The organism is Massilia sp. TWP1-3-3, from assembly GCF_049897805.1.
Taxonomy (GTDB): Bacteria; Pseudomonadota; Gammaproteobacteria; order Burkholderiales; family Burkholderiaceae_D; genus Telluria_A.
This window is the reverse complement of the sequence record NZ_JAFCWX010000002.1, coordinates 1-17,359: the sequence shown is the minus strand read 5'-3', so window position 1 is coordinate 17,359 and position 17,359 is coordinate 1. Positions and strand designations below refer to the sequence as shown.

Below are 17,359 nucleotides of genomic sequence, written 5' to 3'. Positions count from 1 at the left end.
GGATGGTCCGGTGGTGTAAACCACTGCCGGCCAGACAATCAAAGACCGTTGGGCCGATGGCATCAAGCAGGCTGGAGGTTAATAGACCACCCAACGCAGATGGTGCACCCGAACATGTTTTGTTAGTCCCGCTGCGTGAATTCATCCGCCCAGTTGTACTTCTAAACGTCGGACGCCGTTGTTCGAACCGATGCAAGGCATTCGCCGCGCATCATTTTAGGAGGTTGACCGTGGGTCTCAATCTGAATGACAAAAAGGCAGTAGTCGAAGAAGTTTCCGCAAAAGTAGCAACTGCGCAAACGATCGTTATCGCCGAATATCGTGGCATCCAGGTTGGTCACTTGACGAACCTTCGTGCCAAAGCGCGCGCCCAGGGCGTGTACCTGCGTGTTCTGAAGAACACGCTGGCACGCCGCTCTGTTGAAGGTACGCAGTTTGCTAACCTGGCCGATTCGATGTCCGGTCCGTTGATCTATTCGATCTCGGACGATGCCGTTGCAGCAGCTAAAGTCATCGCTGACTTCGCTAAAACCAACGACAAACTGGTCATCACCGCAGGTAACTACGCAGGCAAAAAGCTGGATAAAGCAGCTGTTGTCGCGTTGGCAAGCATTCCTAGCCGTGAAGTACTCATCGCCCAGTTGTTGGGTCTGATGTTGTCGCCGGTGTCGAGCTTTGCACGTGGTCTGGCTGCACTTGCAGCGAAAAAGAGCGAAGGTTCTGCTCCTGTTGCCGAAGAAGCAGCAGTAGAAGAAGCTCCAGCGGCCGCTTAACAGCGCAGCTGATCTTTTTTAGTCAAAACCAATCTATATTCAAAATAATTAGGAGTTTCAAATGGCAATCAGCAAAGACGACATCCTGGCAGCAGTTGGCGAAATGTCCGTAATGGACCTGAACGACCTGGTCAAGGCATTCGAAGAAAAGTTTGGCGTGTCGGCAGCAGCAATGTCGTCGGGCCCAGCAGCCGGCCCAGCCGCTGTTGTTGAAGAGCAGACCGAATTCAACCTGATCCTGTCGGATTTCGGCGCGAACAAAGTCGGCGTCATCAAAGCAGTTCGTGAAATCACCGGCCTCGGCTTGAAAGAAGCTAAAGACCTGGTCGATGGCGCACCTAAGACCGTTAAAGAAGCAATCACGAAAGCGGATGCAGAAGCTGGCAAAGCCAAGCTGGAAGCCGCTGGCGCGAAAGCAGAAATTAAGTAATTTAGTTGTTGGCGCGGTAAGTTTGCGCCGGAGTCAAAGCTTGCGGTTCTCTCCCGAAAGGGCGCGAATGCGGCTTTGGCTCTTTTGTCGTCCCTGTCGTATTTGTGGCTGAATAAAGCCATGCTTAAGTTTTAGGCAGTAGTATTCGCAGTTCTTCTTATCATCATGACGGGAAGTTCGAGAATTGAGGGCTTGCGTGTGGTAGTCACACTGGCAATTCCTGAATTCTCATCCTTTTAGTCACTCACGGAGTGTCCATGCACTACTCATTTACTGAGAAGAAACGCATTCGCAAATCATTCGCGAAGCGCGCCAACGTTCACAACGTTCCCTTCCTTCTGGCTACCCAGCTTGAATCTTACGAGAATTTCTTACAGGCCGACACAATTGTGTCGAACCGCAAGAATGATGGCCTGCAGTCGGCTTTTACCTCGATTTTCCCTATCGTGTCGCACAATGGTTTTGCGCGCCTCGAATTCCTGTCGTATGTCCTGGGCACTCCCGCCTTTGACGTCAAGGAATGCCAACAGCGTGGCCTGACGTTCGCGTCACCGCTGCGCGCCAAGGTTCGCCTGGTGATTCTGGACAAGGAATCGCCGACCAAGCCTGTGGTCAAGGAAATGAAAGAGCAGGAAGTCTACATGGGCGAATTGCCGCTCATGACGACCACCGGTTCGTTTGTCATCAACGGTACCGAGCGCGTGATTGTGTCGCAGCTCCACCGTTCCCCTGGCGTGTTCTTCGAGCACGACCGCGGCAAGACCCACTCGTCGGGCAAATTGCTGTTCTCGGCGCGTATCATTCCTTACCGCGGTTCGTGGCTGGACTTTGAGTTTGACCCGAAAGACATTCTGTTCTTCCGCGTCGACCGCCGCCGTAAAATGCCTGTGACGATCTTGCTGAAGGCAATCGGCATGTCGCACGAGCAGATCCTCGCGAACTTCTTCGTGTTCGACAATTTCAACCTGCGCTCCGAAGGCGCGGAAATGGAATTTGTCGCCGAGCGTTTGCGTGGCGAAGTCGCGCGTTTCGACATCGTCGACAAATCCGGCAAGTCGCTGGTGCTGAAAGACAAGCGCATCAACGCCAAGCACGTGCGCGACATTGAAGCAGCTGGCATCAAGCACATTTCCGTGCCTGAAGACTACCTGCTCGGCCGCGTGGTGGCCAAGAATATCGTCGACGCCGATACCGGCGAAGTGGTCGCTTCGGCCAACGATGAGCTGACCGAAGACTTGATGGGCCGTTTGCGCGAAGCAAACATTTCCGAAATCCAGACGCTCTACACGAACGACCTGGATCAGGGCGGCTACATCTCGCAAACGCTGCGTATCGACGACACCGCCGACCAGATGGCCGCCAAGGTTGCCATCTACCGCATGATGCGTCCTGGCGAGCCGCCGACCGAAGATTCGGTCGAGGCACTGTTCAACGGCCTGTTTTACAGCCCTGAGCGCTACGACCTGTCGGCCGTTGGCCGCATGAAATTTAACCGTCGTATCGGTCGTGACGAACTGACCGGCATGATGACACTGTCGAACGATGACGTTCTGGCCGTGATCAAGATTCTGGTGGAACTGCGCAATGGCCGCGGCGAAGTCGACGATATCGATCACCTCGGTAACCGTCGCGTTCGTTGCGTGGGCGAGCTGGCCGAAAACCAGTTCCGCGCCGGCCTGGTGCGTGTTGAGCGCGCCGTCAAGGAACGCCTCGGCCAAGCCGAAGCGGACAACCTGATGCCGCACGACCTGATCAACTCGAAGCCGATTTCGGCTGCGATTCGCGAGTTCTTCGGTTCGTCCCAGCTGTCGCAGTTTATGGACCAGACCAACCCGTTGTCGGAAATCACCCACAAGCGCCGCGTATCCGCTCTGGGCCCTGGTGGTCTGACGCGCGAACGCGCCGGCTTTGAAGTGCGCGACGTGCACCCGACCCACTACGGCCGCGTGTGCCCGATCGAAACGCCAGAGGGACCGAACATTGGTCTGATCAACTCGCTGGCACTGTTTGCCCGTCTGAACGAATACGGCTTCCTCGAGACGCCGTACCGCAAGGTCGAAAACAGCATGGTCACCGACAAGATCGACTACCTGTCCGCGATTGAAGAAGGCCGCTACATCATCGCCCAGGCGAATGCGACCATCTCGTCGGAAGGCACTCTGTCGGATGAACTGGTGTCCGCACGTGAAGCAGGCGAGACGATCCTGGTGTCCCCGGAGCGTATCCAGTACATGGACGTGGCGCCGGGCCAGATCGTGTCGGTTGCGGCATCGCTGATTCCGTTCCTCGAGCACGATGATGCAAACCGCGCATTGATGGGTGCAAACATGCAGCGCCAGGCAGTTCCTTGCCTGCGCCCTGAAAAAGCGTTCGTCGGTACCGGTATCGAGCGCACCGTTGCGGTCGACTCGGGCACCACCGTGCAAGCCTTGCGTGGCGGCGTGGTTGACTACATCGATGCAGGCCGTGTGGTGATTCGCGTCAACGACGATGAAGCCACCGCTGGCGAAGTCGGCGTCGACATCTACAACCTGATCAAGTACACCCGTTCGAACCAGAACACCAACATCAACCAGCGTCCGATCGTGCAGGTCGGCGACCGTGTCGCCAAGCGCGACGTGATCGCCGATGGCGCATCGACCGACCTGGGCGAATTGGCTCTGGGCCAAAACATGCTCGTGGCGTTTATGCCATGGAATGGTCTGAACTTCGAGGATTCGATCCTGATCTCGGAAAACGTCGTCAAGGATGACCGCTACACCTCGATTCACATCGAAGAGCTGTCCGTCGTTGCACGCGATACCAAGCTGGGCGCTGAAGAAATTACGCGCGACATCTCGAACCTGGCTGAGAACCAGCTGGCTCGTCTGGATGAGTCCGGTATCGTCTACATCGGCGCTGAAGTGCAGGCCGGCGACACCCTGGTCGGTAAAGTTACGCCAAAAGGCGAGACCCAGCTGACCCCTGAAGAAAAGCTGCTGCGCGCAATTTTCGGCGAAAAAGCTTCGGACGTCAAAGATACGTCGCTGCGCGTGCCTTCGGGCATGGTCGGCACCGTGATCGACGTCCAGGTCTTCACCCGCGAAGGCATCGTCCGCGACAAGCGCGCCCAGCAGATCATCGATGATGAGCTCAAGCGCTTCCGCCTCGACCTGAACGACCAGATGCGTATTGTTGAAGGCGATGCCTTCCAACGTCTGGAAAAAATGTTGATCGGTAAAGTTGTCAACGGCGGTCCTAAAAAGATGGCCAAGGGCCAGGCCATCAGCAAAGAGTACCTGGACGATCTGGACAAGTACCACTGGTTCGACATCCGCCCGGCGGACGACGATGCTGCCACTGCTCTGGAAGCGATCAAGGAATCGATCGCCGAGAAGCGCCACCAGTTCGACCTGGCCTTTGAAGAAAAGCGCAAGAAGCTCACGCAAGGCGACGAGCTGCAGCCAGGCGTGCAAAAGATGGTCAAGGTCTACCTGGCCGTCAAGCGCCGCCTGCAGTCGGGCGACAAGATGGCCGGCCGTCACGGTAACAAGGGTGTGGTTTCCCGTATCGTGCCTGTTGAAGACATGCCTTACATGGCCGACGGTACGCCAGCTGACATCGTGCTCAACCCGCTGGGCGTTCCTTCCCGGATGAACGTGGGTCAGATTCTCGAGACTCACCTGGGTTGGGCTGCCAAAGGCTTGGGCCTGCGCATCGGCGAAATGCTGGCTGCGCAAGCGAAGGTCATTGAGGTGCGCAAGTTCCTCAACCAGATCTACAACGAAACGGGCAAGTCGGAAGACCTGGACAACTTCAGCGATGACGAAATCATGACGCTGGCGGACAACCTGAAAAAAGGTGTTCCGTTTGCCACGCCAGTGTTCGACGGCGCGCACGAGTCGGAAATTCGCCGCATGCTGGACTTGGCGTATCCTGATCCGATCGCCAAGAAACTGGGCATGACGCCATCGAAGAACCAGGTCACGATGTATGACGGCCGTACCGGCGAAGCGTTCGAGCGCAAGGTTACTGTTGGCTACATGCACGTGCTCAAGCTGCACCACTTGGTTGATGACAAGATGCACGCACGTTCGACCGGTCCTTACTCGCTGGTAACGCAGCAGCCACTGGGCGGTAAAGCCCAGTTCGGCGGCCAGCGCTTCGGTGAGATGGAAGTTTGGGCACTGGAAGCATACGGCGCATCGTACGTGCTGCAAGAGATGTTGACTGTCAAGTCGGATGACGTGAACGGCCGTACCAAAGTGTACGAAAACCTGGTCAAAGGCGACCATGTGATCGACGCGGGTATGCCGGAATCGTTCAACGTGCTGGTCAAGGAAATTCGTTCGCTGGGTATCGATATCGACCTCGAGCGGAACTAATTTCCACCACGTCGTCCTCGCGAACGCGGGGACCCATGTCCGCCGCGTCGCGCGGCAATATGGGTCCACCGCCAACGCGAAGATGACGGAGCAGTTGCCGGCGCGTTGTTAGTTAGACGTATTAGAATTTAATCACCTGGAGTGATACATGAAAGCTCTGCTCGATCTATTCAAGCAAGTGCAGCAAAACGAGACGTTTGACGCGATCAAGATCGGTCTGGCGTCGCCTGAAAAAATCCGTTCGTGGTCCTACGGCGAAGTCAAAAAGCCGGAAACCATCAACTACCGTACCTTCAAGCCAGAGCGCGATGGTCTGTTCTGCGCCAAGATTTTTGGTCCAATCAAGGACTACGAATGCCTGTGCGGCAAGTACAAGCGCCTCAAGCACCGCGGTGTCATCTGCGAAAAGTGCGGCGTTGAAGTTACCCTGGCAAAAGTGCGTCGCGAGCGCATGGGCCACATCGAACTGGCGTCGCCTACCGCGCACATCTGGTTTCTGAAGTCGCTGCCGTCGCGTCTGGGCATGGTCCTGGACATGACGCTGCGGGACATCGAACGCGTGCTGTACTTCGAAGCATACGTCGTGACCGATCCGGGCATGACGCCGCTCAAGAAGTGCCAGATCATGTCAGAAGACGACTACGCCGCCAAGTACGAAGAGTACGGCGACGACTTCACCGCCTTCATGGGTGCCGAAGGTATCCGTGAACTGCTGCGCTCGATCGACATCCACCGCGATGCCGAAGCCTTGCGCGTGGAACTGAAGGAATCGAAGTCCGAAGCGAAGATCAAGAAATACGCCAAGCGCCTCAAAGTGCTTGAGGCATTCCAGCGTTCGGGCATCAAGCCGGACTGGATGATCATGGAAGTGCTGCCAGTGCTGCCGCCGGAATTGCGTCCGCTGGTACCGCTTGACGGCGGCCGCTTTGCAACGTCCGACCTGAACGACCTGTATCGCCGCGTCATCAACCGTAATAACCGCCTGAAGCGCCTGATGGAATTGCGCGCGCCGGAAATTATTACGCGTAACGAAAAGCGCATGCTGCAAGAAGCGGTCGATTCGCTGCTGGACAATGGCCGGCGCGGTAAAGCGATGACCGGCGCCAACAAGCGTCCGCTGAAGTCGCTGGCTGAAATGATCAAGGGTAAGGGCGGCCGTTTCCGTCAAAACTTGCTGGGTAAGCGCGTCGACTATTCGGGCCGTTCCGTCATCGTCGTGGGTCCTCAGCTCAAACTGCACCAGTGCGGCTTGCCGAAACTGATGGCGTTGGAACTGTTCAAGCCATTCATTTTCAACAAGCTCGAACTGATGGGTCTGGCAACGACGATCAAGGCCGCTAAGAAATTGGTCGAGATTCAAGAGCCGGTCGTGTGGGACATCCTGGAAGACGTGATCCGTGAACACCCGGTCATGCTCAACCGCGCGCCTACGCTGCACCGCCTTGGTATCCAGGCTTTCGAGCCGGTCCTGATTGAAGGCAAGGCCATCCAGCTGCACCCACTCGTCTGCGCCGCGTTCAACGCCGACTTCGACGGTGACCAGATGGCTGTCCACGTCCCGCTGTCGATCGAAGCACAGATGGAAGCGCGTACGCTGATGCTGGCGTCGAACAACATCCTGTTCCCGTCAAACGGCGAGCCGTCGATCGTTCCTTCCCAGGATATCGTGCTCGGTCTGTACTACGCGACCCGCGAAGCGATCAACGCCAAGAACGAAGGCATGTTGTTTACCGACGTGTCGGAAGTCATTCGCGCCTACGACAACAAGGAAGTGGAACTGACGACGCGCATTACCGTGCGTATCGTCGAGAACCCGAAGAACCTTGAAACCGAAGAATTCGTGCGCACCGTCACGCGTTACGAAACCACGGTTGGCCGTGCGATCTTGTCGGAAATCTTGCCTAAAGGCTTGCCGTTCAGCGTGCTGAACCGCGCCCTGAAGAAGAAAGAGATTTCCAAGCTGATCAACACGTCGTTCCGCAAGTGCGGCCTGCGTGCCACGGTGGTGTTTGCCGACAAGCTGATGCAGTCCGGTTTCCGTCTCGCAACGCGCGCCGGTATCTCGATCTGCGTTGACGACATGCTGGTACCGCCACAAAAAGTCACCTTGATTTCCGCTGCAGAGCAGGAAGTCAAACAGATCGAACAGCAGTATTCGTCCGGTCTGGTCACCGCTGGCGAGCGTTACAACAAGGTCGTCGACATCTGGGGCAAGACCTCGGACGAAGTCGGCAAGGCCATGATGGACCAGCTCAAAGTAGAAGACGTCATCCGCCGCGACGGCACCAAGTCGACGCAGGAATCGTTCAACGCGATTTACATGATGGCCGACTCGGGCGCCCGCGGTTCGGCAGCCCAGATTCGCCAGTTGGCTGGTATGCGAGGCCTGATGGCCAAGCCGGACGGTTCGATTATCGAAACGCCGATTACCGCGAACTTCCGCGAAGGTCTGAACGTGTTGCAGTACTTTATTTCGACCCACGGCGCTCGTAAAGGTCTGGCCGATACGGCACTGAAAACGGCAAACTCGGGTTACCTGACGCGTCGCCTGGTCGACGTGACCCAGGATCTGGTTGTGATCGAGGACGATTGCGGCACCACCAACGGCGCGCTGATGAAGGCGATGGTCGAAGGCGGTGAAGTCATCGAGCCATTGCGCGACCGTATCCTTGGCCGTGTGAACGTGAACGACATCGTCAATCCTGAATCCCAGGAAACGCTGTACGAAGCGGGCTCGCTGCTGGACGAAGACATGGTCGAAGAAATTGAACGCCTGTCGATCGATGAAGTCAAAGTACGTACGCCACTCACTTGCGACACGCGCTTCGGCCTGTGCGCCATGTGCTACGGCCGCGACCTGGGCCGCGGCTCGATGGTCAACTCCGGTGAGGCAGTCGGTGTGGTTGCTGCGCAGTCGATTGGTGAGCCGGGTACCCAGCTGACCATGCGTACCTTCCACATTGGTGGTGCGGCATCGCGTGCGGCAGTCGCCTCGTCGGTGGAAGCGAAGTCGAACGGTACCATCCGTTTCACCGCAACCATGCGTTACGTTACCAACGGCAAGGGTTCGCAGATCGTCATCAGCCGTTCCGGCGAAGTGCTGATCACCGACGACCATGGCCGTGAGCGTGAGCGTCATAAAGTGCCGTACGGCGCGACGCTGATCGTCAAGGATGGCAACGTGATCAAGGCCGGTACGGCCCTTGCAACGTGGGATCCGCTGACTCGTCCGATCATCACCGAGTACGCTGGTACCGTGCGCTTCGAGAACGTCGAAGAAGGCGTTACCGTAGCGCGCCAGGTCGATGATGTGACCGGTCTGTCGACCCTGGTGGCGATCGATGCAAAACGTCGCGGTTCGCTGACCAAGACGCTGCGTCCGCAGGTCAAACTGCTGAACGACGTCAACGAAGAAGTCAAGATCGCCGGCACCGAGCACTCGGTGGCGATTGGCTTCCAGGTTGGCGCGCTGATCATGGTGAAAGATGGTCAGTCGGTATCGGTCGGCGAAGTGCTGGCACGTATCCCGACCGAATCGCAGAAAACGCGCGACATTACCGGTGGTCTGCCAAGGGTTGCCGAGCTGTTCGAAGCGCGTTCGCCGAAGGATGCCGGTATGCTGGCTGAAGTGACCGGTACGGTTGCGTTCGGTAAAGAGACCAAGGGCAAGCAGCGTCTGGAAATCACGGACATGGACGGCAACAAGCACGAGTTCCTGATCACCAAGGACAAGCAAGTGCTGGTACACGACGGCCAGGTAGTGAACAAGGGCGAGATGATTGTGGATGGCCCGGCCGATCCACAGGACATTCTGCGTTTGCTGGGTATCGAAGCGCTGGCGCGTTACATCGTTGACGAAGTGCAGGACGTGTACCGTCTGCAGGGCGTGAAAATTAACGACAAGCACATCGAAGTGATCGTGCGCCAGATGCTGCGCCGCGTGCAGATCGTGGAAGCGGGCGACGCGAATTACATCGTTGGTGAACAGGTTGAGCGTTCGGAACTGCTGGACGAAAACGACCGCGTGACCGCCGCCGGCAAGATCCCTGCAACGTACGAAAACGTACTGCTGGGTATTACCAAGGCATCGCTGTCGACCGACTCGTTCATCTCGGCTGCATCGTTCCAGGAAACCACGCGTGTTCTGACCGAAGCTGCGATTATGGGCAAGCGCGATTCGCTGCGCGGCCTGAAGGAAAACGTCATCGTCGGTCGCCTGATTCCTGGCGGTACCGGCTTGGCATTCCATCGCGCCAAGAAGGAAAAAGAAGCGTGGGAAGTCGAAGAGCGCAAGGCCCTGCTCGATGCGGAGAAAGCATCGATGTCGGCGGACTTGCAATCGCTGGAAGACACTGCGGTTCAGCAGCATGGTGGTGACGAAGCGTAAGTTTCGTTATTCCCGAAATGAAAAACGGCGCCTGCGGGCGCCGTTTTTTTTAGCTCTGATTGGCTTGGTAACTGCTCCCAGCGGCCTATTATTCAAACGTTCATGGAATTAAGAAGCTGAGCTCATCCTTCATTGGCATTATGGGTGCAAACAACTGATGATATGTGCGTCCTACGGCGCCTGTGAATTGCCTCAGTTGAGGACGGAATTCTTTTTTACCGTGAGCCAACACGTGGACGTTTGAAATGCCGGGATAGGGATCGATGAAGTAGATTAAACTGATGCCAAGTTGGAATGCCTTTTTCGCGCATAATTCGCAGGGACTCGCCGTTGTGAACAGGAACCCTCCTTCGGCTACCTGACCCGTCCCTCTCGCAAGTTGAAGAAATGCGTTCTCCTCGGCATGAAGCGATCTAGTGTGCACCTGATTCTTCTCGTCTTTTAATTCGTTGTAGTTGGCTTTGAAGCAGTAGGATAAATTGCGCCCTTCATAATGAGGCAGCTGAAGGCGCGCCAATGGCTGCGCCAAAATATGGGTTCTGAATTCCTCACCGTTTTCATATTCGCTAAAGGCATTTGGATCTTGTTGAGAGAATAAGTGGCGAACGTTACGCAGCGCGCATGGTACCTGACCTCGAGGCACGTCGTTCCAGCCGATCGACTTTACGGAATAGCCACTATCAGCTACTACGGCGCCCACCTGCCGGGAAATGCATCCTGAGTTAAGCTTTGCTGTGAAAGCCGCTTGCATGCATCTCTCAATATTCGTCGGGGTGATTAGTCCGGGGTGCATCATCAAACTTATGTAACGCAGTACTTGCTCTTTTAGGGAATGGGGGCTATGCGCTGAGGAGCTGTCGTTTTCGTTAAACAAATAGATATCTGCGTTCTCGATTGAGGACTGAATGTCCTGGGATACAAGCAAGTCATACCCCTTCAACTTCTCGCCTTTCTTCTCTCGAGGATACTCTTTGATGTCCAAGCGTACAATCTCATCCGCTCTGAATTGTTGATCTATGAGCCTTTGCTTACGGTCATTATCAGACGCGGTCACCGCGAGCAGATAAAAATAGGCGTATCGTTCTTGCAGATACCTAGCCTCGAAGGGATGGCGAATTGCATCGATAACGAGATAGGTTGGGGAACCGCTTTTTTCATCCTCGTATATGCAGAAATCAATTAGCTTTTCAAGAACTCGAGGGATGGTGAAGAGTTTCTCCGGATCGTTTTGCACGTCATAGGGTGCCCCCGATCGTCGAATATTATCCCCAACGGTTTGAAAGAACAGGGAGTCTAAATTTGGACTCTGCTCCGTAAGTGCCTTGCGAAACATTTTTGAGAAAACTGGCAGTGCGCCAAATATGAAGGCGGTAACTGAAGCCATCTCATCGCGACGTTCATAAGACGGATCCCATAATTTCGACTCGTTAGCAGACGATGAGGCTGCATTGAATATTGTTTCTAAACTTGCAAGTGGCTCGAGATTCGTACCTCCGAGTTGCGGGTGTTCATTGCAAAGATTGTTGATGAAGGTTAGAAATGAGCTAAACCCGTAGAGTGCCACGTGCCCTGCTATCAGTTCGCTTACTGAAATTTTTCTAAACGGGTGCCAGTTGGTTGCGATCCAATCGATTACCACCCGAAATTTTCGATCTTCGTGTGTGACCGGGGGAATCGGCGGATGCCGGATATTTAATTCTTCAAATTTTGATTCTTGGAGAATAGTTGCCAATGTCGTACATCCGCTCCCTGTGCGGCCTGTTAGCCCAAGAATTAGCAGTCGTTTCCGATGATTGAAGAGTTGCTTTAAACCAGATGCTACTTTTAAGTCGCCCATAACCCACCCCGTTTTTCAGTGAAACTCATTTTAGTCTAGTTCTTGACGGAAATGCAATTTACTGAAGGTGATAAGGTTACACGGGAAAACTTCTCTATTCCTAGTTGGTTATCTCGGAATACAAGAGATTCTGTCTAGTCGCTACGCGAAACGGGTAAGGACACGCGATGGGGTTGGGAATCACTCCAGGTCGCGCCACCGCTCGGAGGCAGTGCTGACACAGATGGACAAATTGACGGTCCTTTCGGGTATGTCAGCAGGCGGGACGGGGCGGCGCGGCACCGGGGCCAAGCCAAGCGCGAGGCGACAAAGGTCGGGTCTCAGACATGGCATGGGGTCAGGACATGGTACTGGGTCAGCGACATGGGGTCAGGATCAGCGGCACGGGGTCAGTGCGAAAATTGGACACGTGCTCATCAGGAACGGAACTGGCTGCCGTCAAAAAACGCACGACGCTTGTTGACTCCGTCGTTTCTTGTGCATCATTAGTGAGTCCCCGAAATGCAAGACCCTGGCCTGCCTATTCCCGATCACGTCCGATTGATGGAAATCCCCCCATCGGCCAACATGCTCGACCCCGTCGTAAAACTCGAAGCATCGGACGCGAGATAAAGCACCGATCGTGCAATCTCCCCCGGCAATGCCAGCCGCTTCAACGCGTGCAGCCCTTCAACGAAAGCACGCGTTTCCGGTGTATTGCTGAAGCTGCGCCCCAATGGCGTGTCCGTTCCGCCGGGAAGAAGCGCATTGGCACGGATTCCGTGCGATCCATACTCCACGGCGATTACTTGCATGAGTCCAATCAAGCCAGCCTTGCTGGCCGCATAGGCCCCCATGCCTGGAAAGCTTGCCGTATGGCCGACGAAGGTCGAGGTAAAAATGATCGAGCCGCCGCCGCGTTTTACCATCGCTGGAATTTGATATTTTGCACCGAAAAAGGCGCTGGTCAGGTTTGTGTCCAATACCGCATGCCAGGCCTGCGCTGACATATCCGGTACCGGCACACTTTCCCCGGTCGCGCCGACGTTATTGAAGGCAATGTCGAGTCCCCCAAAGCGATCTACTGCAGTATCCACCAATGCACGGGCGAGTTGCTCCTCCCTGATGTCTCCCGCGACGGCAATCGCCTGGCCGCCCCCGCGTTCAATCTCGTTCACCAGCTTGTCCAGCGCGTCTTGACGACGCCCGGTCACCACCACCTTGGCTCCCTCCTTCGCGAACAGCTTCGCCGTCTCGTAGCCAATGCCCGAACTCGCCTCCGTTACGATCGCCACGCGTCCTGATAACTGATTCATTTTCCGGCTCCTTCTTGATTTGTTTGAGCCTCTCAGCATAGTGACGCGGTTCGCTCTGCTCTATCCGTTTCTTGCTTCTGATTGCCTGCACAATGTCCACACTGTGGCCCCCTGGCCCCAACCGTCAGTCCGCTGGCCTCTTGCGTGCCCGCTGCCTCGCGTCCCATGACCCCGTCCAGAACTGCACGCCGCATTTTGCATTTCGCGAAAAGTGGCAGCCGTCCGCTTTCGATGATTATTTGGTGTACACCCTGTTTAAGCCAACGTTCAGCATGTGTATACAACTATGCATTCGTCATAATTTGTTCAGCGTGCCAGATATCGGTATCAAACAGGCACTTGTAAATGCTAAACAGAATGTTTTATGACACGAAAAACGACTAAAAATACACACCGCGACACACTTCGACTCAATTGATCAGTTCAATTGACCAAGCTCAGCTTAACGTCGTAGCCTGAATCGATGCGCATAGCGACGCATCCGCCTGTGATCCAGGTGCACCCATAAAACACTAATCTTCTTGGAGTAAACATGAATTTGCAAAAGACTTTGCTGGCTGCCGCCATTGCTGCCTTGCCATTGCTGGCTGCTGAATCGGCGTTCGCAGGAAACCAACTCATGGGCGACCCGGTCGCAATTTCGGCCTCGTCACAAGCGCAGCTGGTTGGTACCCTGATGGCGCAGCGCGGCAAAAACGGTCTCGGCGCGGATCACGGCTTCGCCGTCGCCGCGCAGCACCCGGGCGTCTCCGGCACCACCGTCTCGCGCTTGAACCATACCTACAAGGGTGTGCGCGTATTCGGTTCCGAATCGGTGGTCGTCACCGGCGCGCGCGGCGAAATCATCAGCGAGTCGATCGCCGACCGCCGTTCGCCGCTGGCCCGCAACAACGGCTTTAGCGCGATCAACGTGAATGCTTCCCTGACCGCCCAGGCCGCCATTGCCAAGGCTTCCGGCTCCGTGCAGAAAGGCGTTGCCATCGATCCGCCTAGCGCCGAACTGATGCTTTACCCGATCATCAAGGAAGAGCGCATCCCGTCCGCCCTTAACAAGGCTGAAAGCGAACTGAATGCCATGGATCTGGAACAGGTCGTGTCCGGCTACGAGCTGGCCTACCTGGTCAAGACCCGCACTGCGGCCGGTGAGCGTCGCGTGTTCCACGACACCATCGTCAGCGCCAAGACCGGCGCCATCCTCGCCCAGTGGGATGCGCTGCAAAGCGTGGCCGCTACCGGCTACAGCCAGTACAACGGCACGGTTCCGCTGAACACCAAGCTGGTCGGGTCGACCTACCAGATGATCGACACCTCGCGCGGCATCTCCGGCACTTACGGGGGCATGGCAATTACCAACGCCAATCACGGCACCACTGCCGGCGCCGTGTACACGGACACCAACAACAGCTGGGGCGACGGCGCACAGTATATCGCCGGCGGCAGCACCACCAGCGCCAATGGCCAGACCGCCGCGGTCAACGCCATGTGGGGCCTGATGAACACCTACGACATGTACAAGAACGTGCTGGGCTGGCGCTCGCTGAACGGCCAGAACACGGCGACCTACATCGCCGTGCACGTCAACACCGCTTACGACAATGCCTATTACACCGACACCTGCCGCTGCATGTACATCGGCGACGGTGGCAGCAGCTTTAACAACCTGGGCTCGATCGACGTGATTGGCCACGAGATGTCGCACGGTATCACCGCTGCCACGTCGAATCTGACCTACAGCGGCGAGTCGGGTGGCCTGAACGAGTCGAACTCCGACATCGGCGGCGAAATGACCGAAGCCTACGCGCGCGCCGGTGGCACCGGCAGCGTCATCCCGGCCACCGGCAACGACTGGGTGACCGGCAAGGAAATCGCCAAGAACGGCTTGCCCCTGCGCTACTTGTACAAGCCTAGCAAGGATGGCGCAAGTCCGGACGCATGGAGCACCTCGCTCGCGGGCTTGAACGTGCACTACAGCAGTGGCCCCAACAACCGCATGTTCTACTTCCTGGCCAAAGGGTCGAGCGCGACCAGCACCAGCGAGTATTACAGCAAGTATCTGGTCCAGTCGCCAAGGGCCATGGTCGGCATCGGCAGCGACAAGGCGATGCGGATCTGGTTCAAGGCGCTGAGCACCAAGTTCACGTCGTCGACCAACTACGCCGACGCGCGCAACAAGGTGCTGGCCGCCGCGCAGGAATTGTATGGCGTCGGTAGCCCGGAAGCGAAGGCGGTTCAGCGCGCTTATGCGGCAATCAACGTCGGCGCCGATATCCCTGGGTAGGCATGGTCCGGCCGTCCCATAGGACGGCCGTTGTGATACGAAGCGCTCCCGCCCCGTGTGGGTGCGCTTCGTTTTACGGTAAACGAGCAAGTATCGTTATCCCGCAATGAAAACGGCGCCGTGGTGAAATCCGGTGCCGTTTTTTTCGTAGAGCAAAGTCCTCTTCATCTAAGGGAACGTTGCCAGTAGAACCCACAGATAACGCTGCCGACGAATCCGACGGCTGCCAGAATAATAGCGACCGGCTGGGGTCGCACCCAGATCAGCGACAGTGTGGCAAGGGTGATGCCGATCACGATCATCAGGACAATACGCCACTCGGCAACGTCTTCGAAACAGCCAACAATAAACTCGAGAATGTCCAATGTGAGCTCCGATATGACAAATAAATAAACCAGGCTGCGCGACCTTGCGAAGCCGTAGTAGTGTCAATGTACCATCTTTTGTTCCAACGTTGCCGAAACGAATGTCCGCGGATGCATCGGCCTGATGATGCGAGAATGTTGGCGGTACAATCAGGCAATCCGACCCGCGTTCAATAATGGAACCTGATGCTGTCACTTCGCACGAGAATATTTTCCTCCATCGCCGCCATGCTCATTTCGGCGGCAGTTCAAGCGGATCCCGGCACAGCATGCGATCTCGCCGCCGGCAAGAAATACCAGCAGAGTCAGGATTACCCACGCGCCATTGCGTGTTATCAGGAAGGCGCCGCCAAGGGCAATGGAGAAGCTTATTTGCTTCTCGGGTATATGTACCTGGAAGGCGTCGGCGTTTCCAAAGACATCACCAAGGCGAAGGAGTTGCTGTTGCAGGCGGAGGCCAAAAACGTGGCGCGAGCCGTGTACAGTCTGGGCGCGATGCAGGAAAAGGGCGTGGGCCAGAAACCCGATTTCCCGGCTGCTGTGGAGTATTACCGCAAGGCCGCCAATCTCGGTCTGCGCGAGGCGCAGGCAGCTTTGGGGCGGCTGTACTTCAGCGGAAAAGTAGCTCCCAACCCGGAGGAGGGCGAGCGCTTTTTGACCCTGGCCGCGAACGCCGGCGACCTTGCAGCTCAGTTCAATCTGGGACTGCTCTACTACAACGGTTTCAAGGAAAAGACGCACCTCGGTCAGGCGCTCATCTGGCTGGAACGCGCGGCATTACATGGTGACCGAACCGCGCCGCAGGCCGTTGGCGCCATGTATGCCGATGGGCGTGGCGTCAAAGGTGACGCGAAGCGCGCTTATACCTGGTTCCTGATTTCGGAACGCGTCGGCAACCCCGACGCCAAAAGCGCCCTGGCGCAATTGCAAGGCAGCCTGAGTGATGCCGAGCGGGAGGATGCGCGTAAGGGCATGCAAGTTTGGCTTGACCGGCAAACGCTGGTGCAGGCGCAAAAAGCCGGCCCTTTGCCCAGTGCCGCCAACCCCCTGCGTTCGCGTTGCGCCGTGCTCGTGCGCAAGATGGCGCCCGGCGAACAGGCCGGCGTTGACGGGGCAACGCATTTCAGGCGATTGATCGACCTTACCAATCAAAGCATCACGGGAGCCATGGCGGCTCAAATGTCGGGCTACCGGCTGATCATCCTTCAGCTCGATCCGGCCGATGCGGCACGCGCGGGCGAGCATATGAACACGGCCATGCGCCGGCACGATTGCGGCCAGGCTCTTGAACTGACCCACGAGTACGACCGTGTGCCTGGCGGCGGTGGATATTTGCAATACACGCTTACCGCTTACAAGCGCCCCGCCAATGGTGCCGTCAATGCTGAAATTGCTCGCACAAAAATCTATCGAACGGACATGGGTGAAGCGTTCAAGAGCCTGAATTTTAGCGTGCTGGCGGCCTTCTTCATCGACGATATGAATGCAGCGGGATTTCTTTCCGAAATCTCCATCTAGTGTAGTGCGTCAAACAGATTGAAGCTTATTAAGTTTGGCACGAGCGCGCGTGACTTTGGCAAGAATGTCGGTCGCTTTCGCGGTCCATATATACGGTTTCGGTGCCATATTA

Annotated in this window: 9 protein-coding genes; 6 read left to right on the top strand and 3 right to left on the bottom strand. The window is 56.4% G+C overall.

Annotation, left to right across the window (positions count from 1 at the left end; genetic code table 11):
• The first annotated feature begins 230 nt into the window (after positions 1-230).
• The 4 genes from rplJ (at position 231) to rpoC (ending at position 9,954) form a co-directional block, all read left to right on the top strand.
• On the top strand, positions 231-773 hold the full coding sequence (gene rplJ / locus ACP7D4_RS01770) for a 50S ribosomal protein L10 (RefSeq protein WP_426207614.1): 543 nt from the start codon (positions 231-233) through the stop codon (positions 771-773).
• 61 nt (positions 774-834) lie between these two features.
• Positions 835-1,203, top strand: coding sequence for a 50S ribosomal protein L7/L12 (gene rplL, locus ACP7D4_RS01765; RefSeq protein WP_426207613.1), 369 nt, complete (start codon positions 835-837; stop codon positions 1,201-1,203).
• Positions 1,204-1,460: 257 nt separating this feature from the next.
• Positions 1,461-5,567: a DNA-directed RNA polymerase subunit beta gene (gene rpoB / locus ACP7D4_RS01760; protein WP_426207612.1), complete on the top strand. Its 4,107-nt coding sequence runs from the start codon at positions 1,461-1,463 to the stop codon at positions 5,565-5,567.
• Positions 5,568-5,715: 148 nt separating this feature from the next.
• The gene (gene rpoC / locus ACP7D4_RS01755; RefSeq protein WP_426207611.1) at positions 5,716-9,954 is read left to right on the top strand and encodes a DNA-directed RNA polymerase subunit beta'; all 4,239 of its coding nucleotides are present in this window, start codon (positions 5,716-5,718) and stop codon (positions 9,952-9,954) included.
• Between the two features lie 100 nt (positions 9,955-10,054).
• Here rpoC and ACP7D4_RS01750 read toward each other — a convergent pair whose 3' ends face one another.
• Both ACP7D4_RS01750 and ACP7D4_RS01745 read right to left on the bottom strand, forming a co-directional pair.
• Positions 10,055-11,791, bottom strand: a complete 1,737-nt coding sequence (locus tag ACP7D4_RS01750; protein ID WP_426207610.1) for a hypothetical protein — start codon at positions 11,789-11,791, stop codon at positions 10,055-10,057.
• 530 nt (positions 11,792-12,321) lie between these two features.
• The gene (locus ACP7D4_RS01745; RefSeq protein ID WP_426207609.1) at positions 12,322-13,086 is read right to left on the bottom strand and encodes an SDR family oxidoreductase; all 765 of its coding nucleotides are present in this window, start codon (positions 13,084-13,086) and stop codon (positions 12,322-12,324) included.
• 532 nt (positions 13,087-13,618) lie between these two features.
• Here ACP7D4_RS01745 and ACP7D4_RS01740 point away from each other — a divergent pair.
• Positions 13,619-15,364, top strand: a complete 1,746-nt coding sequence (locus ACP7D4_RS01740) for a M4 family metallopeptidase (protein ID WP_426207608.1) — start codon at positions 13,619-13,621, stop codon at positions 15,362-15,364.
• Between the two features lie 164 nt (positions 15,365-15,528).
• Here the strand turns inward: ACP7D4_RS01740 and ACP7D4_RS01735 are convergent, their stop codons facing one another.
• On the bottom strand, positions 15,529-15,729 hold the full coding sequence (locus ACP7D4_RS01735) for a hypothetical protein (RefSeq protein ID WP_426207607.1): 201 nt from the start codon (positions 15,727-15,729) through the stop codon (positions 15,529-15,531).
• Between the two features lie 186 nt (positions 15,730-15,915).
• Here ACP7D4_RS01735 and ACP7D4_RS01730 point away from each other — a divergent pair, with 186 nt between their 5' ends.
• The gene (locus ACP7D4_RS01730) at positions 15,916-17,247 is read left to right on the top strand and encodes a tetratricopeptide repeat protein (protein WP_426207606.1); all 1,332 of its coding nucleotides are present in this window, start codon (positions 15,916-15,918) and stop codon (positions 17,245-17,247) included.
• Positions 17,248-17,359 lie beyond the last annotated feature (112 nt).

Excerpts from the sequence above, each read along its gene's own strand:
- rpoC (WP_426207611.1), top strand. The coding sequence starts at position 5,716 with ATGAAAGCTCTGCTCGATCTATTCAAGCAAGTGCAGCAAAACGAGACG.
- rplL (WP_426207613.1), top strand. The coding sequence starts at position 835 with ATGGCAATCAGCAAAGACGACATCCTGGCAGCAGTTGGCGAAATGTCC.
- ACP7D4_RS01730 (WP_426207606.1), top strand. The coding sequence starts at position 15,916 with ATGCTGTCACTTCGCACGAGAATATTTTCCTCCATCGCCGCCATGCTC.
- ACP7D4_RS01750 (WP_426207610.1), bottom strand. The coding sequence starts at position 11,791 with ATGGGCGACTTAAAAGTAGCATCTGGTTTAAAGCAACTCTTCAATCAT.
- rpoB (WP_426207612.1), top strand. The coding sequence starts at position 1,461 with ATGCACTACTCATTTACTGAGAAGAAACGCATTCGCAAATCATTCGCG.
- ACP7D4_RS01745 (WP_426207609.1), bottom strand. The coding sequence starts at position 13,086 with ATGAATCAGTTATCAGGACGCGTGGCGATCGTAACGGAGGCGAGTTCG.
- ACP7D4_RS01740 (WP_426207608.1), top strand. The coding sequence starts at position 13,619 with ATGAATTTGCAAAAGACTTTGCTGGCTGCCGCCATTGCTGCCTTGCCA.